The sequence below is a fragment of the Rhizobium sp. WYCCWR10014 genome, from assembly GCF_001657485.1.
Lineage (GTDB): Bacteria > Pseudomonadota > Alphaproteobacteria > Rhizobiales > Rhizobiaceae > Rhizobium.
Genome location: NZ_LXFU01000040.1, coordinates 1 through 25,994 on the forward strand (window position 1 = coordinate 1; position 25,994 = coordinate 25,994).

At 60.0% G+C, this 25,994-nt stretch carries 29 protein-coding genes and 2 pseudogenes; 14 read left to right on the forward strand and 17 right to left on the reverse strand.

Going from position 1 to position 25,994, the window contains the following annotated elements:
- Nucleotides 1–390: 390 nt before the first annotated feature.
- Together A6U98_RS21695 and A6U98_RS21700 are read left to right on the forward strand one after the other, a co-directional pair.
- Nucleotides 391–609, forward strand: coding sequence for a hypothetical protein (locus A6U98_RS21695; protein WP_064652625.1), 219 nt, complete (start codon nt 391–393; stop codon nt 607–609).
- Between the two features lie 155 nt (nt 610–764).
- The gene (locus tag A6U98_RS21700; protein ID WP_064652627.1) at nt 765–1,022 is read left to right on the forward strand and encodes a GlsB/YeaQ/YmgE family stress response membrane protein; all 258 of its coding nucleotides are present in this window, start codon (nt 765–767) and stop codon (nt 1,020–1,022) included.
- A gap of 389 nt (nt 1,023–1,411) precedes the next feature.
- Here A6U98_RS21700 and A6U98_RS21705 read toward each other — a convergent pair whose 3' ends face one another.
- Nucleotides 1,412–1,807, reverse strand: coding sequence for a DUF1236 domain-containing protein (locus tag A6U98_RS21705; protein WP_064652629.1), 396 nt, complete (start codon nt 1,805–1,807; stop codon nt 1,412–1,414).
- 492 nt (nt 1,808–2,299) lie between these two features.
- Entirely contained in the window at nt 2,300–2,572 is a 273-nt protein-coding gene (locus A6U98_RS21710) for a BON domain-containing protein (protein WP_064652631.1), read from the reverse strand.
- 488 nt (nt 2,573–3,060) lie between these two features.
- Here A6U98_RS21710 and A6U98_RS21715 point away from each other — a divergent pair, with 488 nt between their 5' ends.
- Nucleotides 3,061–3,711 carry a pyridoxamine 5'-phosphate oxidase family protein gene (locus A6U98_RS21715; RefSeq protein ID WP_064652633.1) on the forward strand — a complete coding sequence of 217 codons (651 nt, stop codon included), beginning with the start codon at nt 3,061–3,063 and terminating at the stop codon, nt 3,709–3,711.
- Between the two features lie 87 nt (nt 3,712–3,798).
- On the opposite strand, the gene A6U98_RS21720 is transcribed toward A6U98_RS21715, so the two are convergent.
- Both A6U98_RS21720 and A6U98_RS21725 read right to left on the reverse strand, forming a co-directional pair.
- Nucleotides 3,799–4,368: a pyridoxamine 5'-phosphate oxidase family protein gene (locus A6U98_RS21720; protein ID WP_064652635.1), complete on the reverse strand. Its 570-nt coding sequence runs from the start codon at nt 4,366–4,368 to the stop codon at nt 3,799–3,801.
- Nucleotides 4,369–4,459: 91 nt separating this feature from the next.
- Complete coding sequence (locus tag A6U98_RS21725) at nt 4,460–5,164, reverse strand: SDR family oxidoreductase (protein WP_064652636.1); 705 nt, start codon at nt 5,162–5,164, stop codon at nt 4,460–4,462.
- Between the two features lie 117 nt (nt 5,165–5,281).
- Between A6U98_RS21725 and A6U98_RS21730 the strand changes: the two genes are divergently transcribed.
- Nucleotides 5,282–6,169 carry a LysR substrate-binding domain-containing protein gene (locus A6U98_RS21730; protein ID WP_064652638.1) on the forward strand — a complete coding sequence of 296 codons (888 nt, stop codon included), beginning with the start codon at nt 5,282–5,284 and terminating at the stop codon, nt 6,167–6,169.
- Between the two features lie 64 nt (nt 6,170–6,233).
- Here A6U98_RS21730 and A6U98_RS21735 read toward each other — a convergent pair whose 3' ends face one another.
- The gene (locus tag A6U98_RS21735; RefSeq protein ID WP_245304545.1) at nt 6,234–6,626 is read right to left on the reverse strand and encodes a hypothetical protein; all 393 of its coding nucleotides are present in this window, start codon (nt 6,624–6,626) and stop codon (nt 6,234–6,236) included.
- 661 nt (nt 6,627–7,287) lie between these two features.
- On the opposite strand from A6U98_RS21735, the gene A6U98_RS21740 reads away from it, so the two are divergent.
- The 5 genes and pseudogenes from A6U98_RS21740 to A6U98_RS21760 all read left to right on the forward strand — a co-directional run bounded on the left by A6U98_RS21740 (nt 7,288) and on the right by A6U98_RS21760 (nt 10,986).
- A complete protein-coding gene (locus A6U98_RS21740; RefSeq protein ID WP_245304546.1) occupies nt 7,288–7,668 on the forward strand; it encodes a hypothetical protein in 381 nt (126 codons plus the stop codon).
- 166 nt (nt 7,669–7,834) lie between these two features.
- Complete coding sequence (locus A6U98_RS21745) at nt 7,835–8,245, forward strand: DUF5071 domain-containing protein (RefSeq protein ID WP_064652640.1); 411 nt, start codon at nt 7,835–7,837, stop codon at nt 8,243–8,245.
- A gap of 229 nt (nt 8,246–8,474) precedes the next feature.
- A complete protein-coding gene (locus A6U98_RS21750; protein ID WP_064652643.1) occupies nt 8,475–9,296 on the forward strand; it encodes an LON peptidase substrate-binding domain-containing protein in 822 nt (273 codons plus the stop codon).
- A 773-nt stretch (nt 9,297–10,069) separates the two neighbouring features.
- Nucleotides 10,070–10,546 (forward strand): annotated as a pseudogene (locus tag A6U98_RS21755) (LysR substrate-binding domain-containing protein); the annotation flags it as partial.
- 236 nt (nt 10,547–10,782) lie between these two features.
- Nucleotides 10,783–10,986, forward strand: coding sequence for a hypothetical protein (locus A6U98_RS21760; RefSeq protein WP_245304547.1), 204 nt, complete (start codon nt 10,783–10,785; stop codon nt 10,984–10,986).
- 178 nt (nt 10,987–11,164) lie between these two features.
- Here A6U98_RS21760 and A6U98_RS21765 read toward each other — a convergent pair whose 3' ends face one another.
- Entirely contained in the window at nt 11,165–12,148 is a 984-nt protein-coding gene (locus A6U98_RS21765; RefSeq protein WP_064652646.1) for a phosphotransferase, read from the reverse strand.
- Between the two features lie 143 nt (nt 12,149–12,291).
- On the opposite strand from A6U98_RS21765, the gene A6U98_RS37740 reads away from it, so the two are divergent.
- Nucleotides 12,292–12,741: a hypothetical protein gene (locus tag A6U98_RS37740; protein ID WP_245304548.1), complete on the forward strand. Its 450-nt coding sequence runs from the start codon at nt 12,292–12,294 to the stop codon at nt 12,739–12,741.
- 230 nt (nt 12,742–12,971) lie between these two features.
- Here A6U98_RS37740 and A6U98_RS21775 read toward each other — a convergent pair whose 3' ends face one another.
- Nucleotides 12,972–13,316 carry a helix-turn-helix domain-containing protein gene (locus A6U98_RS21775; protein ID WP_064652650.1) on the reverse strand — a complete coding sequence of 115 codons (345 nt, stop codon included), beginning with the start codon at nt 13,314–13,316 and terminating at the stop codon, nt 12,972–12,974.
- Between the two features lie 108 nt (nt 13,317–13,424).
- On the opposite strand from A6U98_RS21775, the gene A6U98_RS21780 reads away from it, so the two are divergent.
- Nucleotides 13,425–14,171 carry a glucose 1-dehydrogenase gene (locus A6U98_RS21780; RefSeq protein WP_064652652.1) on the forward strand — a complete coding sequence of 249 codons (747 nt, stop codon included), beginning with the start codon at nt 13,425–13,427 and terminating at the stop codon, nt 14,169–14,171.
- Between the two features lie 97 nt (nt 14,172–14,268).
- On the opposite strand, the gene A6U98_RS21785 is transcribed toward A6U98_RS21780, so the two are convergent.
- From A6U98_RS21785 to A6U98_RS21805, 5 genes are all read right to left on the reverse strand, one after another.
- Nucleotides 14,269–14,802 (reverse strand): BA14K family protein, encoded by a 534-nt coding sequence (locus A6U98_RS21785; protein ID WP_064652654.1) that lies wholly within the window; start codon nt 14,800–14,802, stop codon nt 14,269–14,271.
- A gap of 346 nt (nt 14,803–15,148) precedes the next feature.
- Nucleotides 15,149–15,925 (reverse strand): AAA family ATPase, encoded by a 777-nt coding sequence (locus A6U98_RS21790; RefSeq protein WP_064652655.1) that lies wholly within the window; start codon nt 15,923–15,925, stop codon nt 15,149–15,151.
- A gap of 182 nt (nt 15,926–16,107) precedes the next feature.
- The gene (locus A6U98_RS21795) at nt 16,108–18,639 is read right to left on the reverse strand and encodes an autotransporter outer membrane beta-barrel domain-containing protein (RefSeq protein ID WP_245304549.1); all 2,532 of its coding nucleotides are present in this window, start codon (nt 18,637–18,639) and stop codon (nt 16,108–16,110) included.
- A gap of 437 nt (nt 18,640–19,076) precedes the next feature.
- Complete coding sequence (locus A6U98_RS21800; protein ID WP_064652657.1) at nt 19,077–19,661, reverse strand: GNAT family N-acetyltransferase; 585 nt, start codon at nt 19,659–19,661, stop codon at nt 19,077–19,079.
- 221 nt (nt 19,662–19,882) lie between these two features.
- Nucleotides 19,883–20,725: a substrate binding domain-containing protein gene (locus A6U98_RS21805; protein ID WP_348627438.1), complete on the reverse strand. Its 843-nt coding sequence runs from the start codon at nt 20,723–20,725 to the stop codon at nt 19,883–19,885.
- On the opposite strand from A6U98_RS21805, the pseudogene A6U98_RS21810 reads away from it, so the two are divergent.
- Nucleotides 20,618–21,358 (forward strand): annotated as a pseudogene (locus tag A6U98_RS21810) (NmrA family NAD(P)-binding protein); the annotation flags it as partial. The gene A6U98_RS21805 and the pseudogene A6U98_RS21810 overlap by 108 nt on opposite strands.
- A gap of 33 nt (nt 21,359–21,391) precedes the next feature.
- Nucleotides 21,392–21,865: an AtaL-like protein gene (locus A6U98_RS21815; protein ID WP_064652661.1), complete on the forward strand. Its 474-nt coding sequence runs from the start codon at nt 21,392–21,394 to the stop codon at nt 21,863–21,865.
- Between the two features lie 65 nt (nt 21,866–21,930).
- Here A6U98_RS21815 and A6U98_RS21820 read toward each other — a convergent pair whose 3' ends face one another.
- Nucleotides 21,931–22,623, reverse strand: coding sequence for a type 1 glutamine amidotransferase domain-containing protein (locus A6U98_RS21820; RefSeq protein WP_064652663.1), 693 nt, complete (start codon nt 22,621–22,623; stop codon nt 21,931–21,933).
- 121 nt (nt 22,624–22,744) lie between these two features.
- Here A6U98_RS21820 and A6U98_RS21825 point away from each other — a divergent pair, with 121 nt between their 5' ends.
- The gene (locus tag A6U98_RS21825; protein ID WP_064652665.1) at nt 22,745–23,677 is read left to right on the forward strand and encodes a LysR family transcriptional regulator; all 933 of its coding nucleotides are present in this window, start codon (nt 22,745–22,747) and stop codon (nt 23,675–23,677) included.
- A gap of 167 nt (nt 23,678–23,844) precedes the next feature.
- On the opposite strand, the gene A6U98_RS21830 is transcribed toward A6U98_RS21825, so the two are convergent.
- The 4 genes from A6U98_RS21830 to A6U98_RS21845 all read right to left on the reverse strand — a co-directional run bounded on the left by A6U98_RS21830 (nt 23,845) and on the right by A6U98_RS21845 (nt 25,750).
- The gene (locus A6U98_RS21830) at nt 23,845–24,219 is read right to left on the reverse strand and encodes a VOC family protein (RefSeq protein WP_003557411.1); all 375 of its coding nucleotides are present in this window, start codon (nt 24,217–24,219) and stop codon (nt 23,845–23,847) included.
- A gap of 107 nt (nt 24,220–24,326) precedes the next feature.
- Entirely contained in the window at nt 24,327–24,947 is a 621-nt protein-coding gene (locus A6U98_RS21835) for a glutathione S-transferase family protein (protein ID WP_197496422.1), read from the reverse strand.
- On the reverse strand, nt 24,940–25,425 hold the full coding sequence (locus tag A6U98_RS21840; protein ID WP_064652669.1) for an SRPBCC domain-containing protein: 486 nt from the start codon (nt 25,423–25,425) through the stop codon (nt 24,940–24,942). The genes A6U98_RS21835 and A6U98_RS21840 overlap by 8 nt, the downstream gene beginning before the upstream one ends.
- A complete protein-coding gene (locus tag A6U98_RS21845; protein ID WP_003557417.1) occupies nt 25,418–25,750 on the reverse strand; it encodes a metalloregulator ArsR/SmtB family transcription factor in 333 nt (110 codons plus the stop codon). Before A6U98_RS21845 ends, A6U98_RS21840 begins: the two co-directional genes overlap by 8 nt.
- Nucleotides 25,751–25,994 lie beyond the last annotated feature (244 nt).

Sequence of the window (25,994 nt, forward strand, 5' to 3'; positions counted from 1 at the left end):
TTACTTCTCTCGCGCAGGACGGGAGGGACTGGACTTTGACGTCTCGGCTGGACACATGCTTGTGACCCGAACGCACTGAACTTTTTCCGTCCAAGAAGACATTTTTGGGACGGCACCTCCTTGGCGGAACCGTTGCTGCGGCTATCGGTTAATCCGCCGAGGTCGCGGCGTGCCAATCGGACGTGACGGAGATGGTGAACGCACCGGTTTTTCCGATTTCTCGGTGCGGGCAACGAAACGCCAGGCGAGCACCTTTACCCGTTCGCCGCGACCTCATCCCGCAGAAGAGGATTTCGCGATGATCGAGCCGCCACCCAGGGCCACATTGATCGCTTTCTCCTGCGCGGAAGCCGCCGGCTGCCCATCGAAGATCCAGAGGAGGAGAAGGTCATGAGCAAAAATAATTGGAAGGTCGGGCTTCGCGCGAAGGTGGAGCATCTCGTCGACGACTGCGTTGTGGCCGGGGCCAGGCAGCAGGACGTCTTCGATGCGATCATCAAGGAGGTCGGCAATCTGCGCGTTGCCCTTGAGCGCGATCCCGACCCTGCGGACGACGACGTTGCCGTCATAGAGGAGCCTGCGAACGATTGGCCCGCGGCCGACAGGTGACCTGAACCAGATCAGGAGAGGCGGGGGCGCGGACTTATGGAACCAACTGGCGCGGCGGAATGTTATAGTGTTGTCGCTTGGCCATCGGTTTAGCTCGATCGGCGAGACATGATAGCCGGCGCCGACCGCTCAATCATTCACAATGGGGAATTGCTATGGAAAGTGCAGGTATCGGCTGGATCGCCGCAATCATCATCGGCGGCATTGCCGGCTGGCTCGCCGAAATGCTCATGAAGAGCAACATGGGCGTGCTGATGAACATTCTTCTCGGTATTGTCGGCGCCATCGTCGCCAACTTTATCCTCTCGCTCTTCGGCGTCGCCCTTGGCGGCTGGCTGGGCTATCTGATCGCGGGCTTCATCGGAGCCTGCATCCTGATCGCTGTGGCGAGAATGGTCAGACGTACGGCCTGATCATATAGAAGGCGGCCGCTCAAACCGGCCGCCTTCGTCACGTTTTCTGGTTATTGCTCACGCGTGCTCATCCGGCGTTCACGGATTGACCCAGCGGGAGTTGGCGCGCCCAGTTTTTCGTGGCGTAGCTGGACCAGCGTCTCGTGGGCGGTTCATTGTCGGCGAGAGCAAACAATCACACTTCCAGAGACAGAGTCGCAAAGCAGCTTTGCGGGGGACCCAGGGGACTCTTCAGCAGGGCGCCGCCTGTTGCTCGCGGGGATCGGCGGCGCGAAAAACGCCGCCGAGACCATGCCGACTACGAGCTTGGACACGCGAATGATGCAGGCATTGTTATGCGGCACGCGTGACCTCATTGTGGGAAGGGGCGGCTGGAGCCGCCCTCTCGGTCATTGGATGACCTGGATGACCTTCCGGGAGGAAGGTTCGACAATCACACGCTGATCGTTGACGATCGCGTATGCATACTTCGGATCATCGGGAATCGGCATGACAACCACGGTCTCCGGCAGGGGCTGTCCGACGACGACCGTCTCCTTCACCACGACACGCTCGGTCGGGGCCGGAGCCCGCTGAACATAGGTCACCACCTGCTGCGGCGGCGGATCGATAACGCTGCCTGCCACGCCGCCGACGATGCCGCCGACAGCAGCACCGACCGGGCCGCCGACAATCGCCCCCGTTGCAGCACCACCCACCGCGCCTGTAACTGTCGATGACTGCGCAAAGGCAGATGTCGATGCCAACAGAACGCCGGCGACAATTCCTACTGCTTTGATATTCATTTGTTTTCTTCCTTCAACGCGGTTGGTTCCGCTGCAGAGCCAAACCGGAAAATGGAAGAAGTGTTCCCGGCCTCGGACTTCATGCCGGGGCTGGCCCGGACTATGGTCTTAGAGCCTTTCCGGGTTAGATTGCAGCATTCTGCCGGAGCAGGTTTTGTCAGGGCAAAGGCGATTGGCGAAGGGCATACCCCTTGGTACGTGCGAGCCGATCGCCTTTGCCCTGACGGAAAGATGCCCGGCCCACCGGCCGCACCGCTTCGCCAAGGCGAAGCGATAAGTGCGTCCGGCGATTTTAAAGTCTTGCAGATTTGCCAGGCAAATCTGCGGGAAGGTTGGCTGAAACGGGCCGGCTGATCGACCGGCCGGCTTGGCCGTAGGGCTGGGCTACGACACGCGCCGCCGGTCGACCATCCAACTCCGTTTGAGCCAACAGAATGCTGCAATCTAACCCAGAAAGGCTCTAGAGCCTCTAGCCCGGTCGGACAGTGTCCGTCATTGCGTCGGGAGCCGGCTCAACATCCGGTCGTGGACGTTCTCCCAGCCGACGATCGTCGCGGCAAGCGAAATGGCTTTGTCGCGGTCTGCAGCCTTGGCTATAAAGCCTTCGAGTACAGCGACAGGGCCGAGCATCCTGATTTGGATGGCACTGCTGTCGATATCCGGATCGGCGGAAAGGGCTGCTTCGATTGTGGCGATCGTGGACGCCGAACTATGGCCTTGCGGGCAGCGCTCTTCGTGATTGTAGTTATCGGGGCCGAACTTCATTTTTTCCTCCTGTTCCGCCCCTCCACGGACCTTCATGCCTCAAGCCTAATATGAGCAGCAGGTCCTGACGTTGCCAGCAGGACTTAAGTCCGCCTTTCCCTCGGCGCCATCCGGCTTAGATTTTCCTGATCCTTGTCGAAAGGACATCAGGGAGGTTTTAGCAATGTTGCCGAACTCCAGTCAGAACCTCCCTGATGACGCGCCAAGTTATCGACCACTGTCGAGGGTCCGAGGTCCGCAACGGATCCGGAATGCTTGGCGTGCGGTAGAGGTGACCAGGATTTATCCGATAAAGTGGAAATACTCGCTTGGTGGCTTTTGGCTATCTCGGTGAGGGCGGCATCGACGAAACCTTCGTTGATCCTGGATATCAACTCATGTATACCTTCTGAGGTACGTACATCATGGCTTGCAGGCGGAGACGAGTGAGGTCAGGGTTGCAGACCTGCAGTTCGGCCATGCGATGAGAGGGATTTCGGGAGGGGATCATGACGGCATTAAAACTCAATCCAGATTTTGCCATCGCGGATGAACAGTCGCTTCGGGCGCTGTTCGAGCCGACCCACGCTCTGGCAATCGTGAAGTGTCAGAATTCTCTTGGCGAGCACGCGCAGGAATTCATTCGGCGCTCGCCATTCTTCTGCATCGGCACGCAGAGTTCGGAGGGAAAGGCCGACGTCAGTCCTCGCGGTGACCCTCCGGGCTTCGTCAAGGTTCTTGACGAGCGCACCCTGGCGATCCCGGATCGGCCTGGCAACAATCGTCTTGATACCCTAAGCAACATCATCGCCAACCCTAACGTCGGGCTATTGTTTCTTATCCCCGGTTTCGACGACACATTGCGCGTCAACGGGCGGGCAAGCCTGACCCATGATCCTCAACTGCTGACGAGCATGAGCGTCGCTGATCGTCTCCCGAAACTCGCTATCATCGTCAAAGTAAGCGAAGTTTTCATGCATTGCGCCAAGGCGTTCAGACGGTCTCGCTTGTGGAGCCCGGATCATTTCCAGGACCGCACCGAGATGCCCTCGCTGATAAAGATCATTCTGGATGAGACGACAGGGGCGCCGAGGGACGGGGATGAAATGCAAAAGATGGACGAAGAACTGGAGCAAGCCTACCGAAGGACACTTTACTAGCTGGAAACCTATAGTTCCGGAACAGTCGCGCAGCCTCCGGACGTTCTAAATCCCGAAAGCGATGGCAGCTTCGAAATCCTCTGGCGTTCAGGGATTGACCCAGCGGGAGGAGGTCAGCGCGCCCAGATGGTCGTAGGCAAAGACGGCGCGTCGGTTGTCGGCGTGGCGCAGCTGGAACCAGTCCAGCGTCTCGGCCCGAAATATCAGCACCCCGAAGAAGGCCCGTCCATCGGCGTCTGCGTCCGCTGCCTCGCTTGCCGGCTGCTCGCCGATTTCGTCGCCCGGTGGCCCACCCATATAGGTACTGCGCGTCGATCGCGGCAGCAGGCTCCAGGCTTCAGTCGCGCATTCGCTTGCCGGTCCATGGAGTTCGGCCGATCCCTGAAGGCGAAGCTGCACTTTCGGCTGCGGGCCATAGCCGAGGAGGGTGACCGAAGGATTGGCCGATATTTCCTGCCACTTTGGGCTTCTGACATCCGTATGGATTTCCAGGATGCGTCGCGCCACATCCGCGCGCCGCAGCACCACCATGCGGGCTTGCGGCCGGCCGCCGGCGTCGACCGAACAGAGGTTCAGGTAGCGGAAGGCCGACTGCGGATCGGCGGCCGCGCCCGCCAGCTCGGCCCAGGCCGATGCATCGACCTCGGCGAGGTTCACCGTCTCGCCTCCGCCTCGGCCTTCTTGATCTCGCAGGCCTTGACGTCGTCGCAGCACATCGCTGTTCTCCTTGGCATTGAAAGCGATCCTGTCAGACGGACCGGGTCAGGCCACCGTCGATCTTGAGGCTCTGGCCGGTGATATAACCCGCACCTTCGGAAACGAGGAAGGAAATTGTCGCGGCCACTTCGGCGCTGGTGCCGTAGCGCTTCATCGGCACGCTGTCGCGGCGCTCCTCCGTCGGCGGCAGGCTGTCGATCCAGCCCGGCAGCACATTGTTGATGCGGATGCCGTCGCCCGCATAGGTATCGGCGTAAATCTTGGTGTAGGCGGCGAGCCCGGCGCGGAAGACGGCCGAGGTCGGGAACATCACCGACGGTTCAGCCACCCAGGCGGTGGAGATATTGACGATTGCGCCCGACTTCTGCGCCTGCATGATCGGCGTGACCAACCGAACCGCACGGATGACGTTCATCAGATAGACGTCGAGGCCGGTATGCCACTGTTCGTCCGTGACCTCGGTGATCGGCGCACGCGGACCGTGACCTGCGCTGTTGACGAGGGCGTCGATCCGACCCCACTTTTCCGTGCAGGCGTCGACCAGGCGCTTGAGGTCGTCATTGGATTGGTTCGAGCCGGTGACGCCGATGCCGCCCAGTTCGGCGGCAAGCGCCTCGCCCTTGCCGGATGAGGACAGGATGGCGATCTTGAAGCCATCGGCCGAAAGCCGCTTGGCGGCTTCCGCACCCATGCCACTGCCGCCAGCCGTAATGATCGCTACCTTTTCTACTGCCATCGCCGCTCTCCCTACCAGATCTTGCGCCCATTGCCGGGCTCTGATCCTTCGAATACCATGGGCTTCAAGCGAGAGCGAACCAGTTTTCGTGAAATGTCCCAGTAGAAAAACTATCGAGTGTCCATGTCCATCGGCAATCTTCCCTCCCTCAACGGCCTCAAGGCCTTCGACGTCGCGGCGCGTCATCTGAACTTCCGGCTCGCGGCCGAAGAGCTCGGCGTCACCCAAGGAGCCGTCGCCCAGCACGTGCGAGGGCTCGAGGCGGAACTCGGGGTGACATTGTTCGAGCGCCTGCCGAAGTCATTGGCGCTGACCGGCGAGGGGCGAAGCTACGTCGCCGACGTCAGGCGCGCCTTCGAACTGCTCGCAAACGCGACGGCGAACCTGAAGCCTCAGCCGGTCAAGCTGGTGGTCAGCACGACACCGACCTTCGCCTCGAGATGGCTGATCCCGCGTCTGCCTGATTTCACCTCGCGGCATCCCGATCTCGATCTCCACATCCTGGCGACAGACCGCATTTCCAGCTTCCAGGTCGACGGCGTCGATCTCGCCGTCCGATATGGCAGCCCTCCCTTCGGCCCCGGCCTTGCCGCCGAACTGCTGTTCGAGCAGGAGATCATTGCCATCTGCAATCCAAGCCTCGTCGCCGAGGGAGCCGAGCCCAAGAACGCAGAAGAACTCTCGCACTACACGCTCCTTCACGATGCCCATAATTCCTGGCCCGAATATATCGATCGCTTCCTCGGCGGCGGCGATCCCACGCTGTTTCGGGGCATCAGCTTCTCACAGACATCGCACGCGATCGAAGCTGCCATCGCCGGACAGGGCATCGCCGTGGCGACCCGCGCCTTCGTCTCGACCGACATCGAGGCGGGCAGGCTGAGGCAAGTCTTCGACGGCGCCCTCAGGGCGCGTTCGCACTTCTATCTGGTGAAGCCGCGATATCGGAAGTCCGAAGCGGTGGACAAGCTTCAGGACTGGCTGCGCTCAAAGGTGCAGAGCTGATGGCCTGCTCTTGCGACACGCCTTCATCAAACGGGATGCCGCATCAGGGGTCGGTGAACGCCGCCTAAGCTCCCGTCGGCAAAGCAGTCATAGATCGAACTTTTTCGAGTGGATGGAAAGCCGTTCGCCCGCCCCATGAGACGAAGATGCCATTGCTGCCTCGAAAAGCCATGGCGTTTGTATAATAGCAGTCGTTAGTCAAAATGTCGTAGCGGGCCGTCGCGTAACGAAACGCAAAGGCCGTGCTGCCATAACCCACACCGATCGACATGATGACGCCGAGCGGCAAGGTGAGCAGCGGCAACCTGCGCTGCCGACTATCCGCCAGCCAGAGGCCTACTGCCGCGAGAATACCGAGGATGACCGACACGGCGATAAACACGAGGTCCGGTGAAGCGGGTGCTCCGAAATCGTCGTCTACGTAAAGCGCCCGGCCAAACTCCATCACCACAGGCATGAAGATCGCGAACGCTATAGACAGGATTAGCACACAAATTATGCGAACACGCACGAGCACTCCCAAGCAAGATCGACTCTTCGACAAGTGCGACAATCAATCATACGCGATCAATTGGCTTCGCTGCGATGGGCTTGCACGACTGACCTAATTTCGAAGTTAATAATTCATCTCTTGAGCTTCAGGACCGTTGGCCGGATATCCCGAAATTTCGGGACACCGGCGATTGGTGCATCGCATTAGCGGCGCTCGCCTTGATGTATCTTGGCGGATACGAACGGAGTGGGCGGAGGTCGAAGCGATCGCCGATTTTTCGCGTGTAGTTCCCGCAGTTACGTCTTCTTATCTCAGGTCCGCGGGTGTCAGTCGCGACGGTGAGGTTCTTCCCAAGATGGCGATTGCCTTCGGCCCTGAACGGCCAGTGGAACCAACGAGGATCGGGCACCAGAGGCCTTCCATTATCACTCTAGTGACAACGGGGTATCGTCATTGCTACCATCGCGTCATGAAGAGCGCCGAGATATCTTATCACTGGACCTTTCCCAAGGCCTTTCCCCACCTGTCCCTGAGCTGGGAGGCAGGGGTGAGATGGGGCGGATGGATAGTTCCTACGGGTGGAACGGGGCAGTACAGGCGGCCCAAGAGGATCACACATCCATTCATGCGCCAAAGAAGAACCTGGTGCCTCCTCAGCGTTCACTTCAACGGCGTCGACTTTGAATTCGCCATTCCGGCGGAAATCGACCGTTTTCTGGATGTCATGTCCCGCAATCCACTTCCTTCCGGACCTTCTCTTGTGCCGAACTTTCCGTTGGGCCGCCCTAAATATCACTGGCTCGCCTCGCTACCGAAGGGGGCGACAAACTGGAAATTCCGAACTTCGCTCTGCAAATACCTCGTCGGCAGCCCCGACGTCAGGCGCTTCAGGGAATTTTATGCCGATCCTCCGCTTCGCTACAGCTTCGAAAATGTCTTCGACAACTTTTTCGCAGCGAATGTGGCGGCTCGACAAATAGCCATGGATGAAAAGAGGTCTGCGTAGCGAGTAATGCGAAGCAATGGGGGACATGGCTGTCCGGACACAAAGCCAAGAGTTCGTCCCTTACCGTCTGCGCGGGCGTGGACTTTTGGCGCATCAACGACCTGAGGTCTCGGCAGCCCTCGGCCCTTTGCGGACGACGCCTTTGCTTCCAACTGGCAGGTAAGTTATGTCAGAATTGGTCAGCTTTGACGGGGACGAGATGCGATTACCCGAAGACAAATTTGATCTCGATGCGGTGGCGCAGCTCGCGGCGGCGGGTTTTCCCGCAATTGCCCCGGTCCTTGACGACCTCGTCGTTTGGGTTGCCGATGGAAACTGGCCGGTAGCGACGCCGGTTGCTGATCTTCTAGTTTCGACAGGAACCGGTGCAATTCCTGCCTTGCGCCAAGTGCTGCAGGGAAGCGACGCGATCCACCAATACTTTATGCTTTTGCTGGTTGCTAATCGGCTTCCCCCGGATACAGCTGCTGCGCTTCGTGGCGATTTGGAGCGGCTTGCGACGAAACCCACCACAGACCAAATCCGAGAAGGCGTTTCCGAATTGGCTGAAAATATCCTTCAAAAGCGGGGCAACTGACTCCCAGTCATGACCGCTACTGGCGCAGAGCGGACTCTCGCTCAGCCTAAGATTGACAGAGAACAAACCTTATGTGCACAATCGGTGCTCGGTAGATACAGCCTGCTGCTTGCGCCCCATCGGGGTACGGTGAATGTATCGAGCCACTTTTGGCTCCCTTTGCCCGGACGAACGGGTCAGCAACGCAAGCCCCTGACGCTCTCCGTTCGTTTATGCAAAGGATCATCTTATGCGCGATTTCCGCGATGCCAAAACTATGGCGAAAACTCTACGTGAAGCGCTTCATGCCAAATCGTTCACCCTCACCAATAGTGAAAGCCAAGAGCTCATCGCTCGAATTCTTGGCTATCGAGATTGGAACGTGTTGGCCGCAAGGATCCAGGCGGTCCAATTGCCTGCGACGTCGGTTCAGCCTAACACGCCTCCTTCAGTCGGGGAGCATATTCCCGTCGTCCCTATGCGAGACATGGTTCTGTTTCCGCACATGATCTCGCGGATTTTCGTGGCGCGTGATAAAACCAGGCAGGCCGTGGAACACGCTCTTGTCGGCGATCGGCGCGTCGTCGTTGTCGCCCAGAGGCGCGGTGCCGACGATCGTCCCAGCACTATTGACGCCTTCTATCCGGTGGGCGTCATAGCAAACGTGGTCGATCGCCAGACACAGGTAGACGGGGCTCTTAAGGTCACCGTCTGCGGGCTTCAGCGAATAGGCATCGTCCGCCTTACCGACGGAGAGTTCCTAGGTGCGGAAGTCGCGCCGATCAAAGAGCAGGGCAGCCAGTCGCGTAAGGCCGCCGCTCTTTCGAGTGCGGTTCTCGATGCGTACCAGACCTACGCCGAGGTCGATTTTTCCGCACTTCCCTCGGGATCCAAAGCCCGTTTCAGCCTGCCTTCAATCGGCGATCCAAGCCTATTGGCCGACACCGTCGCTCCTCTGCTATCGGCCAGTGTGGAAGAGAAGCAACAACTCTTGGAAACCGGTGACGTCGTGACCCGTCTCGAAAGACTCATCGAGCTAATGAGCGCTGGCCGCCCCAAAGAAGTCGCATAAATCCTAACTTTGGCGGCTGTCGCAGAATATGGAGACACCTGCGATAGCCGCAATGACCGCTACTGGCGCATTCCGGAATTCTGCGACCGCCGTCTCGCTTGCCGATTTCGTCACCCGGTGGCCCCCCGCCGATTGGCCAAGGTCAAGCCGCCCGGTTCCTCGAGGCTTCCATGAGGTTCGCAATGGCGTTTAAAGTAGCTGCGACGGATCAAGCGGGAACCCAAAGTGATTGAGACGACGCGCCTGAAATTGCACCATTTCACCGACTATCACCGGTCACCATTTGCCGAGATGCACGCCGACCCAGAAGTCATGGCGGACCTCGGCGGCCCAATCGACAATGTCGAGAGCGACGTTAAATTCGCCCGCTACCTCGCCGCACAAGCCGAACATGGAGTCGCGCGATGGGCTGTGGAAGACGTGAATGGCAATTTCCTAGGCTATTCCGGGGTAATGCCGCGGATGGATCCAAAACATCCGTTGGGTTCCCACTACGAAGTGGGTTGGCGATTCCGACGAGGGGCATGGGGAAATGGCTATGCTTTCGAGAGCGCCAGAGCAGCACTCTCTCACGCAATCCATGATGTCGGGCTAGATCAAATCATTTCATATACCAGGGGTGACAACCTCCGCTCCCAAAGCGTAATGCGGAAGCTCGCACTTGTCCGCGATTCATCGCGAGATTTCACGATACGAACGTCAACGTCTCGACCTTGGCAGGGATTGGTATGGATGGTTCCAGTCGGGTCTTGGCCAGGTCCTTGATGGTCGCTCGGGTCGACGGCGTCGATCTCGCCGTCCGATTTGGCAGCCCTCCCTTCGGTCCAGGCCTCGCCGCCGAGCTGCTATTCGAGCAGGAGATCATCGCCATCTGCAATCCAGACCTCGTCGCAAAGGGCGCCGAGCCCAACAACGCGGAAGAACTCTCGCACTACACGCTGCTTCACGATGCCCATAATTCCTGGCCCGAATATATCGATCGCTTCCTGGGCGGCGGCGATCCCACGCTGTTTCGGGGCATCAGCTTCTCACAGACATCGCACGCGATCGAAGCTGCCATCGCCGGACAGGGCATCGCGGTGGCAACCCGCGCTTTCGTCTCGACCGACATCGAGGCGGGCAGGCTGAGGCAAGTCTTCGACGGCGCCCTCAGAGCGCGCTCGCACTTCTATCTGGTGAAGCCGCGATATCGGAAGTCCGAAGCGGTCGACAAGCTTCAGGACTGGCTGCGCTCGCAGGTGCAGAGCTGACGGTCGGACTTGCGTTGGTGCGCTAGGTCAGGACCTATTAATCTGGGTCATCAAATCGGCACCAACTGCCACGAGCCATTGCCCAAGGAATGGACCAGCTGCGGCAGGCTTGCGGCAAAAGCGGACATTGCGGCAATAAACTTGCCGGCCTTTCAAAATTTCTGTTTCGCGCTTAGGCTGTTGCGGGGAGAGCAATGTACACGTGGGGTAAGATGGTCAGCCTACGATTTGAAGACGTGTTTTTCTACCTGCTAGCCTGCATCATCGCCATGATGATCGCTCTAATGGCTCCCTATATGGTCCGCTACAAATCCCTTTATGAATTTCCGACGCGAGTTAAAATTCGGCTGGCACTGACAATCGTTCCGCTCGGTTTCGCATTTCTCATCATCGCGATGAAGGCTAGTCAGCTCAACTTGAAGGGGCCGGAATTCCCGTGACGGGCGGCATGGCTGCTTCGGGCCAACAGGGGCCGGTGGCCCCTAAGTGCTGATGTCTCCGACAAGTTCCCAATATAGCAATCTTCTCGGGCGTCCCTTGACCTGCACCAGGAGTGGGACTCGCTCGAAGCGAGCGCCGACGCACCGCCGACCCTCCGGCCGCTGAGCAAAGCTGGATTCAGAACAGACGCTCGACACATCGCTCGGTCTCCCACTGCCTCAGGAAATTTGCTTCCCGCGCAATCCAACCGACAGTCTCGCTTCCCCATTCTTGTGCCCGGCTTGCATATTCGCCCATCAGCCAGATGTGGCGGACGATCACGAAGCGATGGGCGGCTTCGAAGTCATCAGGCGTGATCGGCCGGACGGCCCGATAGCCATCGACGAACGCGTCCCACATTGCGGTCGACCTCCGGCCGAAGGATGTTTGCGCCCACAAAAACACCGACAGGTCGTAGGCCAGGTATCCCGGACCGCCGTCATCGAAGTCGAAAAAGACGGCTTCGCCGGCGTCGTTGATCCGCGCATTGAAGCCGTGGCAGTCCCCATGGCAATACGTCCAGCTCAGATTGGCGAAGTCTTCAATCGCCTTTGCGGTTCGCGTAGCGATGTCTTCCAGATCGCTGCGGACGTCTGCATCTTCCACGACGCCGCTATCGCATATGCGGCCAAGCGGCCCATGCAGCAGGTGTTCGAGGTCAAGCCGATAGAGCGCTCCCTCCGGCTGGAATGTCTCGGCGGCGTTGTGCAGCAAGGCAAGCGTCTTGCCGTTGGCCCGGGCATCACCGGCATCCGCCGTATCCGGCTTGCGGCCCTCGATCGCCCGGAAAAGCACGGCCTGGCGCACGCCCTCCGGCGCATCTCCCTCAACGAACAATGTGCCCTCGCGGGTCGGGATGGGTGCGGCGACGGGAACGCCCGATTGCGCAAGATGCGTCAGGAACGCCGTTTCGGTCTTGACGTCGGCCGGGCCACGGGCGCGGCGATGGGAAAGCCGGAACACATAACGCTCGCCGTTGCTCGCGAGGGCAAGATACACATCATTCAAGCCGCGTTGAAGCAACCGGCAGGAAACCGGCCCGGCAAGCGGATAATGCCGATCGATGAACTGTTCGATGGCCGCAATCTGCGGGGTCGAATAGAGCGGATTAAAGTCGAGCATGGGCGCTGTACCATCGGGCTTTGCTGGCAGGCTGCTTCCGCGGTGAAAAGACCATGAAGGCGGTGGCGGCGGCTGCAGGCACGTGCGATTGCAATAGGCTGCTGATTGGATAAGCTGAATGGCGCTATTAATAAAACCAAGAGATGAAAAACAAAATGCAGGCTTCGCGAATTTTGAAAGAAAACTCTATTTCGATTTCTGTTCTTTCCATCATTTTCGGTCTGTCCGGATGTGTCACCACTCAAAACGGTGTTGCTATTTCTGCGGATCACAGTCGGGCTCTGAGTGGAGAGCGGACAAAGATGGGCCAGTCCTACAATTTGAATGAAGACTGCACGGCTGCAACAATCGCCAATATAAAATTGGTCCAAGCGCCGGCGCATGGCTCGGTTGAATTCGTCAAAGAGAATATCTATTCAAATTACAAAGATGGCATCCGAATTAAATGCAATTCCAGGAAGTCTCTCGGCGTGTCGGAATACTATACTTCCAACAGCGGCTATTCTGGACGTGACATGTACAAGGTGAGGGTGTCCTACGGCGAGGGGACCATCAAGGACGTCACGGTCAACATCAATGTGATCAAGAATTAAGCTAAGGCCAGCGATATCGATCCCGTCGATCATCGGCAAAGCCTAGGCCAGCTCCGTCGTCGGTGAAGCGGGCGACTGGATCCATGCGACCATTCGTGTCGCCTGCAAGCACCTAGGCGAACATCCGTCGGCAGCGGCCACTGGGGATTATGCTGCTCTATCTCTTTGTTTTCACGTAATTCCGGAGGGAAAACCGCTTCGCACTTTTCCTGGAATCCCTCTAGGGGCAATCAGTCCGTCTTCGGCTGCCCGGGAAGCTGGCCGTAAGCCGTCAGAATGGCCTTGATCAGGCCCGGGAAGCGTTCGTCCAGCTCGGTGCAGCGCGTTTGATTGCGCATCTCCACACCCTGGCGCTCGCTCAGGACCAGCCCGGACTCGCGCAGCACCTTGAAATGGTTGGACAGCGACGACTTTGGAATGACGCGATCGCCGAGATCGGCAAGCGCGGAGCACGTCCCGCCACTGTTGGCGCCGGCAAGCTTTACAAAAATGGCAACGCGCTCCGGATCGGACAGCGCATAGAGGATCGCCTCGGGCTTGATGTCCTTCAGGGCTGGGTGAAAGAGCGGTCTCATGAATTTTTATATAGCGTCCCTTGACATCGAGATCAACAGTTCCGAATTTCCGAACTATGGAACAAGCCTGCCAATCCCGGCGGCTATCCAGATCGGAAGGAACGTGAAATGGCTAAGCTCACAGGAAAGGTCGCTGTCGTAACGGGCGCCTCCAAAGGCATTGGCGCTGCGATTGCCAAGGCACTCGCAGCAGAGGGTGCGCAAGTGGTGGTCAATTACGCTTCGAGCAAGGCGGGAGCCGACGCCGTGGTGGAGGCGATCAGTGCGGCCGGTGGCAAGGCCATCGCGGTGCAGGGCGATGTTACGAAGGCCGGTGAAGCACAGGGACTGGTCGATGCTGCGGTCAAGGAGTTCGGCAAGCTCGACGTGCTGGTCAACAACTCAGGCGTCTATGAATTCGCGTCGATTGAGGAGGTGACCGAGGAGCAATATCGCCGCATCTTCGACGTCAATGTTCTCGGTGTTCTGCTGACCACGCAGGCAGCGGTCAAGCATCTCGGCGAGGGCGCCAGCATCATCAACATCTCCTCGGTGGTCACCAGCCTGGCCCCACCGGCCACGGCCGTCTACACCGCCACGAAGGGAGCCGTCGAGGGCATCAACAGCGTGCTTGCCAAGGAACTCGGTCCGCGCAAGATCCGCGTCAACGCCATCCTGCCAGGGATTGTCGAAACCGAGGGCACGCACTCGGCCGGCGTCATCGGCTCGGATTTCGAACAGACCCTGGTCGCCCAGACGCCGCTCGGGCGCATCGGCCAGCCGGACGATATCGCCGGCGTCGCCGTCTTCCTCGCTTCCGACGATGCCCGCTGGCTGACCGGCGAACGATTGGCCGCCAGCGGCGGTTTCCGCTAAAGCGCGTCGCGATCTTTCAGATTCGCTTAGCCCACGCTTTTGGGTCTTGGTTTTGCGCATCTCGCGCAAAACCGCTGCACAGTTTGCGCGACACGCTTCAGTAGGGCGAGACGCACGCCCGTCGCGGACCGTAATAGGGCTGGAACGTGTTGTCGTAAGCCCTGTAAGACCGATAGCGCGAATAGCACCAGCTTACATGTCCGTTGCCGCCACTATAGACCTGGCGGTAACGCGGCGCGTAGTAGCGGGGACGGTAAATGGTCGAGCCGTAGTAGCGCGGCGGACCGTAATAGGGCGATCCGTAGTAGCCCCGGTCGTAGTAGCCTTGATCGTAGTAGCCCCGACCGTAATAGCTTCGGCCATAATACGGCTGCGCCAGCATTCCGCCAATGATTGCGCCGGTGGCGAGCCCGCCGAGGGCCCAGGCCCAATCGTCGCCGCCATTGCGATATCCACGCCCGCGGTAGCCTCGATAGCCGCCTCGGTATCCACCGCGGTAGTTTCTGTACTGGACCGGCTGCGCCTCTGGGGCTTCGATCTTCGGCACGGCAACGGTGGGAAACGCCATGGCCGGCGGGACGCTTGTCAGCGCCGTCACCAGCGACAGGGCAACGATTGCTAACCTTTTCATTGCTCATCTTTCCTTCGTAAGCGCTGCGCGACGCATGCGGCGCGCAAGGACGTTTCAGCCTCCTAAATGCACTGGTTAATTTTACCCTAAAAGTGACTAGGATTCGAGGAATTTCGCAGGAAGGCTTTTCTTCGACGGCGGGGGCGCGGCGAAAGCACGCGCCAATCTCGGTGCTCGCTCCATGCTCTCGGCCCCGCTGCGGAAATCATTTCGGCATTGCGCCGCCTTTTCGGTCATAGAGGACCTAAGTATCCTGCCTGGAAGCAGACATCGCCCCGGCGGCACATCGCCTATGCGCCGGATGGGCGACATCGTTTAAGCGTTCTTGAATGGGATCTGAAGTGCGTCATTCAACAACGTTGCGCAAGGCACGATCCACAAAGTCATCTGGATTGAGTGTGAAGTCTCTGTAGAGCTTGAAATGTGGCGTATCGCGCAGTTCAATTTCCGCAAGCCCCCTGCGGGTGATCTCCAGCAGCCGAGCACCAGGGACAGCCATAAGGATGGGCGAATGCGTGGCCATGATGATCTGAGCATTTGCCGATCTCTGAATGGCATGAAGGAGGCGGAGTAGTTGCAGTTGGCGCGTCGGTGAAAGCGCGCTCTCCGGTTCGTCCAGCAGGTATATTCCCTGTTTGGACATGCGTTCCTCGAAAAAACGCACAAAGCCTTCACCGTGGCTCCATGACAGGAAGTCCGGCGGTGCAGCATTGGCGTCTCGAGCTGCTTCATCGAGAAAGCGCGCGACAGAGAAGAAGGATTCGGCGCGAAAGAACCAGCCTGCGGTGACCTTGGGCAACCAGGCTGCTCGCAACCCGCTGGCGAGAAGGGCGCCGCTGCGGTCCACCGCACGGGAGTGGTCGACTGGCATGTAGCCCTTGCCGCCCCCGGCCTCGTCAAACCCGCACAAGGCTGCCACAGCCTCGATCAACGTGGATTTCCCGGTGCCGTTTTCACCCACTATAATCGTCACCGGCGTGGCGAAATCGAGGACGAAATCCTTGTCCAGCCAAGGCAGATTGAACGGATACTGCTCGCTCAGGCCCGCATCCTCCCGCACCCAAAGGCGCTTCAGATATGGGGCTGGCAGGCTCGTCAATCTGGTCTTTCGCATCGCAGACATTGGCACCGGGCAATCTGTTTGAGTTCATGACATGAGCGGGCGGGGCTGGGCCAAAAGGCGCCCGGCTAGATGAGGTTGAAGCAGCCGGAAGCGTCACCTGAATAGATTCTCTTCGTCACCTCAAGCCTGCTGGTGCATGAACTCGACGAAGATGGCGATGTTGAAGGCAGCGCATAAGGCAGCTACCACTTCACACTGAATCCGATCTTGGCGCCGAGGGCGCTACTGTCGCCGAAGTCCTTGAGGCTGGTGCGGGCAAAGGCTTCACCGTGGGCTGCATAACGCTCGTCGGACCAAGTGAGCGAGCCGCCGAGGCCAAGGCCGCCCCAGAGCGCCTGGTTCTCGCTGACGAGGCTGGTTCCGGAGACATCGACATCCGAGCCGTCGAGGAAGTCATAATAGAGATTGGCAATGCCGTAGACCGTCGAGCGACTGGTCTTTCCGGAGGCATCCTTCCACTCGCAGTCAAAATCGGCCGAGACACCGAGGCGGCCTGTCAGGCTGTCACCGTCGTCAAGCGAGACATCGGCGCCATAGGCATCGGTGAAACTGTCGAAGCGCACCGAGGAATAGGCGAGCTGCGCCTGCGGCGTCAGCGACCATTGGCTCGTCACAGCGATCCTCTGTCCGGCTTCGACACTGAACCCATAACCGAGGCCGTCATTGCCGTCGGCAAGCGAAGTTTGAAGTGTCGAGGATTTGAGGTCGCTATCGTACCATGTGACGGCAGCCTGCGTGTCGATGTAGAAGCCGCTCTTGCCGTACCAGGTCAAGGTGCCGTCGAAGCCATAACCCGTGGTGTCGATGTCGCCCTTGCCGAAGCGCGAGGAGATGTCGGCCGAGGCGGTGTTCATATGAAAATTGATCCCGCCGATCAGAGCACCGGCCTCGCTTTCGCGCAGCACTCCGTCGACACCCGCCTGCAGGGTCCAGCTGCTGACCTCATAGTCGGCGCCGGTGGTCGAGCTTTCCGGCTCGAAGTGCGAACGGCTACCGCCGATGCGGGTCTGGATCCCGGTGGCGGCGGTGTTGCCGTCCTGGTCTGCGGTTCGGTCACCGTCGAGCATCCGCCCACCGGTGCGCTGGCGCAGCGTGCCAAACTGGTTGAGGCTTTGCAGCACGCCGGCATAGGCCTCGTAGACCGGCACACCGGGCGCATAGATCGGTCCGACCGCGACGCCGGCGGCATCGAGTTCGGTCGAACGAAGATACCAGTCGCCATCGGCAGGTGTGCTGACGCCGCCCTGGTAGAGGCGATAGGCATATGCGCCGCCGACCACGGCCTGATCACCCTCGAACACATAGTCGCCGAGCAGCGAGAAGTTGCCGGCGGATATGCCGCCGACATCGATGATCTTGATGCCCTCGACCGTCTGCGCGCCGCCGCCACCGAGGTTGCTGACCGTGACATTGGTCGTACCTGCCGTATTGCCCGTCACCACGACACGATCGGATGGTGAGGCATCGCCGCCGAGGACCGTTTCGATCTCGAGCGTCCCACCACTGCCGATATAGTTGCCTGCGATGGTCAACGTGCCGATCGAATTGCCGGGCGCGATCGTGCCGGCATTGGTTACATCGCCGAAGATCGTGCCCGCGCCGCCGAGAATGCCGGTCCCCGATGTCGCGACCGGGCTCGTGATCGAGCCGTTGACGGAAAGCCGGCCGCCGGTCACGCTCGTCGCGCCGGTATAGGTGTTGACACCCGACAGCGTCTGATTGCCTCCGGTGACGGTTAGTCCGCCCGTGCCCCCGATGACGCCGCCGAAGGTGTCGTTGGCATTGGTGATCGTCAGAGTTTGGGCGCCGAGCAGCACGCTGCCGCTGCCCGCCAGGCTTCGGATGGTCGGGGCCGTGGCGGCCGAAACGTTGAAGATGCCATCCGCGACAACCCGGCTGGAATTGGCAATGGCGCCGGTGCCGGAAAGGGCAAGACCGCTGCCGAAGTCGATCTGCGTCTCGCCGGTATAGATACTGTTTGCCAGAAGGCTGAAGACACCGCCACCGGTGACGGTCAGGCCGCCGACACCTGAAAAACCCGACGCCGCGTCGGTTCCCACGGCAAAGCCGGCCGTATCGATCGTCAGCCCGCCGGCGAGCAGGTTGAGTTCGGTACCGGAAAATCCATTGATGAAGGTCGCGTTGCTGGCAGTAGCCCGTAGAGTGCCATTGTCGAAATTGGCCTGGCTCACGCCGGGACCGCCCCGCAAGGCCTGTGCCCGGAGCATGCCGCCGCTGCTGATGTTGAGCGTGCCGGAAGAGCCGGCGGAGCCTCCTAGAACTGCGGTGCCCGCGTTAAATTGCCCGCCATTCTCAATGTTGAGGATGCCCGTACCGAGAAAGCCGATATAAAAATTTCCGGGTGTGGTGGTCCACTGCGATCCCGGTCCGGTGATGGTGACGATACCGGTGGTAAACGCTGCTCCGCCCAGCCGGGAGTTGCTAGAGCTGGTCAGTGTGCTGCCATTCTGGATTGTTAGAACGCCGGGGACGGCACCCCCTTGTCCGACCGTTATTAGCCCTACCGAAGCGCTGGTGGGCGCTGTAACGCCGAGGACGACCGGAGTATTTCCCGGTGCGCCAAATGTGCTGATATTGACGCTTGTACCAGCGCCGGGGACGATGCCTCCTGACCAGTTACTCGCGTCTGTCCAGTCATTGCTTGTCAAACCGTGCCAGTCAGCGGCTTGGGCCGCCGCTGCGGAGATCGCCATTAACGCTGCGCCTGAGACTCCCGCTAGCAGCCCGCGCAGATTGAGGGATGGCGCGCGCTCCTGGTTGCTGCCTCGCAATGCATTGCCCATGATCGTCCCGGGAATCAATAAAGTGAACAATACGGTAGGTGAGCTGCANCGATTCAATTAAATGCTCCTAAAGCTTGAACAATTCATTGCCGACTTCAGACAAGTTGTATTGCCTTCAAAGCCAGCGAGAGGCTTCAAAACATACGCCAAAGCGGACTAGGAAGGTTGCGGCGCTGAGCGGCAGTAATGCGCCCTTATGTCGGTCGTCAAAGCTAGATCGTTCGACTTCTAAAATCGGACATCGCCGATAACTCGACGATATCCGCCGGCAACGTTGTCGCCGGTTCTTTTCGCGGCTGGGCCGCGCGCTGGACTTAGATACGCCCAACTCTCTATCGAACTGGAGCTCAGTGCGGCCGCCGCAGCATCGGGACCAGCGTCGGCGACGAACCGGCCTGGATCGCGCCGAGCGGTTCGAAGCTGTAGCGTCGGTAGAACGGAATGTTGCGCGGATTCGAGGATTCCAAATAGGCTGGTGCGTGATCGTGATCGCACCGTGCGAGCGCGTACGCCATCAGGGCGTCGCCGTGACCTTCGCCTTGATGCGCCGGGTCGACGCCGATCAGGGGCAGGTACCAATGTGGTTCCGTTGGGTGGTACGTGGCCATCTGCTCGAATATGGTCGTGGTTTCGGGGGCAAGAGCGGGCGCAACTGTGCTCTCGAGCACCGCGCCAAGCCCTTCCTCGTCGGAATGCACTCCGGGCGGTAGCCACAGCGCCGTCCCGGCGTAGCCGTCGGTGCAAAAGGCGCTTCCGTTAGAGAATGCGCTGCTCCCGAACGCCCGGATCATTCGCGGCATGGCCGCAAGGTACTGGTGTGCATGCGGCCAAGTCCATCGCGCCATAGGATCCGCTGCAAACGCCAGCAGGACCGTTTCGGCCGCCAGATCTTCCTCGGCGGCGGCCATGACTCTCACTGTTGGCGATTTCATACTGCCTCCCGAGGTAAGTGGTCCGACGCAGCGACCGCGCCGGTTCTCAGCTACCCCATCCTAATACCTATGACGTGGGAGCGAAACCGACTGCTACTGGAGCAGTGGCTTCCGGTTCACCGAGCTCTGAATTCGGACGATTGCCCAGCGGTCGGGAAATGCCGGTGGCCTATTGTCGATCGGTCCTAGGCCAGACCCGCCACACCGGCAAAGCGCGGTCATCACCTGCCGATATAGGCGGCTAATTCGTCCGCCGTGCCATTGGGGAAGGCCTGTTTGAGAAAGTCCAGGAACGCCGATACGCGCGCGCTGAGCAGCCGCCGCGATGGGTAGAGCGTCCAGAGAGCGATCTCGGGGCCGTCGATATCCCCCCAATTGACCAATGTGCCGTCAGCCAGGTCATGGCTCACCAGCGAAATGGGAAGACGTCCCGCGCCGACGCCGGCGCGCACCGCATCGCGGACCATGATGAGCGTCGCCAAGGTGAGCACAGGTTCGATCCTGATCGTCGACCGGCCGCCTTCTGTATTCACCTGCCATGTTTGCCGATCGCCTGCGCCGCGCATGACGCCGGGAGCGGCGTGGTCTCCGGTCGGGCGGGGAAGATCGGGGCTTGCCACCACCACCAAGCGGTCGCGGAGAAACGCTCGTCCGACCAGGCTTTCGTCGGGATCCGGATTGACCCGGATGACCAGATCGTAGCCTTCCTCGATCATATCGACGGACCGGTCCTCACTCGTCACCTCAAGCCGCACCTCCGGATATTTGAGGGCAAAGCCGGCGGCGATCCTTCCCATTGCGGTCTGGGAAAAATGCAAGGGTGCGCTGATCCGCAATCTCCCTTTGGGTTTTTGACCGCCGGACGAAATCGCCGCAGCTGTCTCGTCCAGTTCGGAAAGCAACGCCCCCGTCCGCTCGTCCGCGACCCGTCGAAAGCGCAATTCCCGGCTGGCGTCGGCGTCGTGCAGGGCGACTTCCTCGATGTCGACTCCCTGCGCAACGCCATGTCCGGCGTGTCGACCCTTTTCCTGCTCAACGCCGTGGTGCCGGACGAATTCACCCAGGCTCTGATCGCGCTGAATGTTGCCCGATCGGCCGGCATCGAGCGGATCGTCTATCTCTCGGTGATCCACGCCGACCTCTACGTCAACGTGCCGCATTTCGCCGGCAAGTTCGGCGTTGAGCGGATGATCGAGCAGATGGGTTTCAAGGCGACGATCCTGCGCCCGGCCTACTTCATCCAGAACGATCTGACGGTTAAAGACGTCATCACCGGCTACGGCGCCTACCCGATGCCGATCGGGCCCAAGGGTCTCGCCATGATCGACGTCCGCGATATCGCCGAGATCGCCGCCCTTGAGCTGCTGCGCCGCGAACAGGCTGCAGAGCCGCTGGCGCTCGAGAGGATCAATCTCGTCGGTCCGGAGACGCTGACAGGAACCGATATCGCTGCCATCTGGTCAGACGTGCTCGCCCGGCCGATCCACTATGGCGGCGACAATACCGAGGGCTTCGAGCAGAATCTGAAGCAGTTCATGCCGGCCTGGATGGCCTACGACATGCGCCTGATGGGCGAACGCTTCATCACCGACGGGATGCTGCCCGAGGCGGGCGACGTCGAGCGCCTGACGGCCCTGCTCGGACGCCCGCTGCGCCCCTATCGCGCTTTCGCCGCGGAAACTGCTGCTTCCGCCTGAGCCAACAAAAGATACCTCGAAAGGACGATCATCATGATCTATTCGACCGCCACAGTTCCGGTGAACCCGGAAGGCGAAACCCCGTTGACGCGCGCTGAGGCCTGGCGAGGTCTCGAACGCAAGGCACGCGACGCCCGGCTCTTTCTTACCGCCGGTCTCTGCACCCGCTGCGATGTCGTGGAGGAAAGCCCGATCCACTTCGTGCGCGAGGCGACGATCGGCGGGCAGGATCTGCGCGAGATCATCACCCTGGACCAGCAAGGCAAGGTGACCTTCTTTCAGGTGACGGGCCCACGCGAGGGAGCGATCATCAACGAGCTTTTCGAGGATGGAGACGGTCAGCTGCAGCTGCGCTTCTACTGCTACATCGGGCTGCGCGGCAAAGAGCCGAACGGCCCGGAAGAGCAGGCCGAGCAGGCGCAATTCGATGGCGAAAACGGCTACAAGGCCGCCCTGCGATCGACACTGAAGCGGACCCGCGAATTGCTGGCAGAGGGAAAGCTCTGAGTATCGCCGCAACACAAATAACAGTGCGGCTGGTCATGGGTTTATCCGCGACCAGCCGCACTGTGTCAGGCGGCCTTTGCCGCCGTCACGGCGGCGAGCAGAATGCCGGCGGTCTCCACCGATGAACCGGGGTTCTGCCCGGTGATGAGCAGGCCGTCCTTCACAGCATAGGACGACCAGTCGGCGCCGCTGGAATAGAGGCCGCCATTCTCCTTCAACATGTCCTCGACCAGGAACGGCACCACCTGGGTCAGGCCAACGCCGTCTTCTTCGGAGTTCTTGAAGCCGGTGACTTTTCTGCCCTGAACCAGCGGCGTGCCGTCGGCAGCCTTGACGTGGCGCAGCACACCCGGTGCGTGGCAGACAAAGGCGACGGGCTTGCCGGCCTGATAGAGAGATTCGATGAGGGCGATCGAATTCTTGTCTTCCGCCAGATCCCAAAGCGGGCCGTGGCCACCCGGATAAAAGACGGCGTCGTAATCTTCATGGGAGACTGAAGCGAGCTTCACGGTCGAGGCGAGTACCGCCTGGGCATCCGGGTCGGCATGGAAGCGACGGGTCTGATCGGTCTGGAAGCCGGGTTCGTCGCTCTTCGGGTCGAGCGGCGGCTGTCCGCCCTTCGGCGATGCGACGGTGATATCGGCGCCGGCTTCGAGGAAGGCATAATAGGGGGCGGCAAACTCTTCGAGCCAGAAGCCGGTCTTCCGGCCGGTGTCGCCCAGTTGGTCGTGCGAGGTGAGAACCATGAGGATTTTCATCTGGAGATCCTTTCGAGACAGATGTGATCGGTTGCTTTCGATGAGGGGATCATGCCTCGGCCACTCTCATTCGTAAAATTTATTTCTTTGATTTCAGTTATGCGTTCGGCAATATATCTGGATGAAGTATGACCTCAACCTCCTGCCTGTCTTCGTGGCGCTCATGGAAGAGCGCAATGTCACGCGCGCAGCCGAACAACTGGGCATGACGCAGCCGGCCGTCTCCAACGCCTTGAACCGCCTTCGCGAGACGCTGCGCGATCCGCTGTTCATCCGCGAGCGCTACGGCATGAAGCCGACTGAGATGGCAGAGGCACTCGCTCCGGTGATCCGCGGGGCCTTGGCGAGCCTGGATGACGTCATTCTCGGCCAGCAGGCATTCGATCCGGCGCGAGCGACACGGCAGTTCACCATCGCGCCCAACAGCTACGTCGAGTTTGTCCTGATGCCGGTGATCGTGGCGCGGCTGCGCGAATGCGCGCCCAGGATAAGGCTTCGCCTGACGCCCTTCGGCAATGATCTGGCCGAGACCGGCGCGATGTCAGGGGCGACGGAAATGGTGCTCGGCAGGATCGTCGAGCCGCCTGATAACATGGTCGTGCAGCATCTCATGGATGATGGGCTGGCCTGTGTCGTGCGCAGGGATCATCCCGAGATCGCCGAAAGCATCTCGGAGGAACAGTATCAGCGGATGCGGCATGTCAACGTGCTTCCACCCGGCCGGATGCGCGTCGGCCTGTTCCAGATGCTGCAGCAGGCCGGTCTCAGGCGCGACGTCTCGGTCTCCGTCACCCATTTCCTGGCGGTCCCGGAAATGGTGGCCGTCACCGACTATTGCGCAACTCTGCCCCGACTGATCTGCCATCGCCTTGCCCGCGACCCGCGTCTCAAAGTCCTGCCCGCACCGGTCGATCTCGGCAGCTTCCCGGTGGAGCTGGCATGGCATGTCCGCTATCGAAACGATCCGGCTCATCGGTGGTTGAGGTCATTGATATCAGAGGTGGCAAAGGATGTCTCCGACGCTGCGGTGGCAGAAGCGATGGTTGGAAACTGAAAACGCGTGTTCGAGACCTCGGCGAGGCCCTCATGGACGAAGTTGCCGGGCAAAAATCGGTGTTGATGGCACCCGATTATGTTGGGATAGGTCGCTGTTCCCACTGCAGACGCCACCCCGCGCTCCGTCTTCCTCAGGGCTTGATCCGAGGATCCACTCTGGTCGCCTCACTTCGTCGGCTGCGATCGTACGGTCAGTTTATTTCCGTCAGGATCGCGAAGATATGCGACGAATGACCCGTTCGGGCGTTCCCGTGGCGGGCTCTCGATCGCTGTGCCGCCATGCGCGGTACCGGCGGCATGCCACGCTAGAACATGGTCGGGGCTCGCGGCGGCGATACCGATGGTCCCGCCGTTGGCTACGGTCGCCGGCTTGCCATCAATCGGTTTTGTGATCATCAGCCGACCACCCTCGTGGGCATAGATCAGCCTGCCTCTTGCATCCATCTCGCCGGGCTTGCCTCCCAAGGCAGCGAACGTGGCGTCGTAGAAGTTTCTGGCCCGCTCCAGGTCGTTGCTTCCAATCATCACGTGGGTGAACATGCTTCATCTCCAGTAAGGTAGCCAATAGATCAGTGGCCGATCTCGATAAATTCACGTGCCTTTGCCAACGCCTTTCACCCTGGCAAAGGATCCTTCGCCCGTGCTCTCTAGGCTGGGAAAGGGTTTCGCCACGCATCCAGTTCTTCAAGCCGTCCGTACCACGCTTGGATCTGCCGAAACTCGGCGATTGGAATCCCGGCGGCGGTTGCGAAAGGAAGTGCGGCGGCCAATGCGAAGTCTGCCACAGTCAGTGTCTTCCCGACGGCGACGCTGTTTTTGGCCAAATGATCGTCGAGCACGCGCGCATGGAGCCGAAAACTCGTCTTCGCATCGTCGATCACGGCGACGTCAGGCTCCCCGCCGAACAATGGCTTGATCAAGGTTTCAAACCACAGCGTTGCCCCGTGCCGGGTGAAGTGACTGGCATCCCAACTCAACCAGCGCAGCACGTCGATCTGCCGGTGGTCATGCGGCCAGAAATCCGATGCGACGCTGTCAGACAGCCTGCACATGATGGCGTTCGCTTCCCATAAAGTTCCGGCATCATCCTGCAGCACCGGGACTTTTCCGTTCGGGTTCAGCGCCAGGAATTTTGGACTGCGCTGTTCTCCGCTTGCCAGGTCAACCCTGACGAACTCGACGTCGGCTTTGAGATAACGAGCGGCGGCGCAGGCTTTCCGGGGATTGAGCGTCTCGCAATAATAGAGCTTCATCGCCGCCTTAGACATGCTCCGGCCCTCCGGGTTCAGTCCCGAGAAAGAAGCTCAGTCGCTCTAGACTTTGCGACCAGCCGTCTTCATGACCCTTCAGTGACGATGCGCTATCAAATCCACTCTGGCGAAAAGTCATTTCCGTGCCTCCGTCGCTTTCCCTGAATGTGATGGTGACGACCGTTTCCGGGCTGGTTTCGCCGGTTGTGAGCTCCCAGGCATGTGTGAAAACAAGCCTGTGCGGCGGCTCGACCTCCAGATATTTTCCGCCGACCCAATGCTCTTCTCCATTTGGGGCGATCAGACAGGCGCGGTGTCTACCGCCGGGCCAGGCTTCAAGCTGATCGCCCACCGCCTTGAAACCGTGAGGGCCGCACCATTGCACCAACGCTTTCGGGTCGGTCCACGCCCTGAAAACCAGATCGCATGGGGCATCAAACCTTCGGACAAGAACCAGGTCGCGGGTATCGTCGGTATCGGTCTCTGGATTAGTCATTGTCGTATCCTTGTACCTTGGACAGATAGTCATCGAGACGATCAAAGCTTTGATCCCAGAAGCGTCTGTAATCGGCGACCCAATCAGCAACCGTCTTCAACGCGGCCGGCTCGAGGACGCGGGGACGCGAATTCGCTTCACGGCCGGAGCGGATCAATCCGGCCTGTTCCAGGACCTTGAGATGCTTTGATATGGCAGGCTGAGACAGCTCGAAGGGATCAGCGAGCTCGGCCACCGTCGCCTTGCCGTTCGCAAGCCGCCCAAGAATTGCTCGCCTCGTGGGATCGGCGAGTGCGGAGAAAATCGCATCGAGCTTGTCGTCCATATATCACCATCTAGCTATATAGCCAAATGGATATATGCTGTTCAGCGAAATGTCAACGGTTTTGCATGGGCGAAATCACGGGGCAAAAATCGGCGTTGATGACTCCCGATCATGTCGGGATACGTCGCTGTTCCTGCTGCAGACGCCACCCCGCGCTCCGTCCTCCTCGGGCTTGACCCCATAGGCGCTAACTTAGTTGTCGATGTGCGATGGCTCGTCGCCTTCGCGGTGGCTCGCGAAGTCG

Bases quoted from the DNA above. Each gene is read 5' to 3' on its own strand.
- A6U98_RS37740 (WP_245304548.1), top strand. From the start codon at position 12,292: ATGAAAAACAAAATGCAGGCTTCGCGAATTTTGAAAGAAAACTCTATT.
- A6U98_RS21705 (WP_064652629.1), bottom strand. From the start codon at position 1,807: ATGAATATCAAAGCAGTAGGAATTGTCGCCGGCGTTCTGTTGGCATCG.
- A6U98_RS21830 (WP_003557411.1), bottom strand. From the start codon at position 24,219: ATGTTCACCCACGTGATGATTGGAAGCAACGACCTGGAGCGGGCCAGA.
- A6U98_RS21765 (WP_064652646.1), bottom strand. From the start codon at position 12,148: ATGCTCGACTTTAATCCGCTCTATTCGACCCCGCAGATTGCGGCCATC.
- A6U98_RS21715 (WP_064652633.1), top strand. From the start codon at position 3,061: ATGACGGCATTAAAACTCAATCCAGATTTTGCCATCGCGGATGAACAG.
- A6U98_RS21845 (WP_003557417.1), bottom strand. From the start codon at position 25,750: ATGGACGACAAGCTCGATGCGATTTTCTCCGCACTCGCCGATCCCACG.
- A6U98_RS21700 (WP_064652627.1), top strand. From the start codon at position 765: ATGGAAAGTGCAGGTATCGGCTGGATCGCCGCAATCATCATCGGCGGC.
- A6U98_RS21710 (WP_064652631.1), bottom strand. From the start codon at position 2,572: ATGAAGTTCGGCCCCGATAACTACAATCACGAAGAGCGCTGCCCGCAA.
- A6U98_RS21835 (WP_197496422.1), bottom strand. From the start codon at position 24,947: ATGTCTAAGGCGGCGATGAAGCTCTATTATTGCGAGACGCTCAATCCC.
- A6U98_RS21820 (WP_064652663.1), bottom strand. From the start codon at position 22,623: ATGAAAATCCTCATGGTTCTCACCTCGCACGACCAACTGGGCGACACC.
- A6U98_RS21795 (WP_245304549.1), bottom strand. From the start codon at position 18,639: ATGGCGATCTCCGCAGCGGCGGCCCAAGCCGCTGACTGGCACGGTTTG.
- A6U98_RS21750 (WP_064652643.1), top strand. From the start codon at position 8,475: ATGCGCGATTTCCGCGATGCCAAAACTATGGCGAAAACTCTACGTGAA.
- A6U98_RS21745 (WP_064652640.1), top strand. From the start codon at position 7,835: ATGTCAGAATTGGTCAGCTTTGACGGGGACGAGATGCGATTACCCGAA.
- A6U98_RS21735 (WP_245304545.1), bottom strand. From the start codon at position 6,626: ATGCCTGTGGTGATGGAGTTTGGCCGGGCGCTTTACGTAGACGACGAT.
- A6U98_RS21775 (WP_064652650.1), bottom strand. From the start codon at position 13,316: ATGAGACCGCTCTTTCACCCAGCCCTGAAGGACATCAAGCCCGAGGCG.
- A6U98_RS21840 (WP_064652669.1), bottom strand. From the start codon at position 25,425: ATGACTAATCCAGAGACCGATACCGACGATACCCGCGACCTGGTTCTT.
- A6U98_RS21800 (WP_064652657.1), bottom strand. From the start codon at position 19,661: ATGAAATCGCCAACAGTGAGAGTCATGGCCGCCGCCGAGGAAGATCTG.
- A6U98_RS21815 (WP_064652661.1), top strand. From the start codon at position 21,392: ATGATCTATTCGACCGCCACAGTTCCGGTGAACCCGGAAGGCGAAACC.
- A6U98_RS21825 (WP_064652665.1), top strand. From the start codon at position 22,745: ATGAAGTATGACCTCAACCTCCTGCCTGTCTTCGTGGCGCTCATGGAA.
- A6U98_RS21725 (WP_064652636.1), bottom strand. From the start codon at position 5,164: ATGGCAGTAGAAAAGGTAGCGATCATTACGGCTGGCGGCAGTGGCATG.
- A6U98_RS21740 (WP_245304546.1), top strand. From the start codon at position 7,288: ATGCGCCAAAGAAGAACCTGGTGCCTCCTCAGCGTTCACTTCAACGGC.
- A6U98_RS21785 (WP_064652654.1), bottom strand. From the start codon at position 14,802: ATGAAAAGGTTAGCAATCGTTGCCCTGTCGCTGGTGACGGCGCTGACA.
- A6U98_RS21790 (WP_064652655.1), bottom strand. From the start codon at position 15,925: ATGTCTGCGATGCGAAAGACCAGATTGACGAGCCTGCCAGCCCCATAT.
- A6U98_RS21695 (WP_064652625.1), top strand. From the start codon at position 391: ATGAGCAAAAATAATTGGAAGGTCGGGCTTCGCGCGAAGGTGGAGCAT.
- A6U98_RS21780 (WP_064652652.1), top strand. From the start codon at position 13,425: ATGGCTAAGCTCACAGGAAAGGTCGCTGTCGTAACGGGCGCCTCCAAA.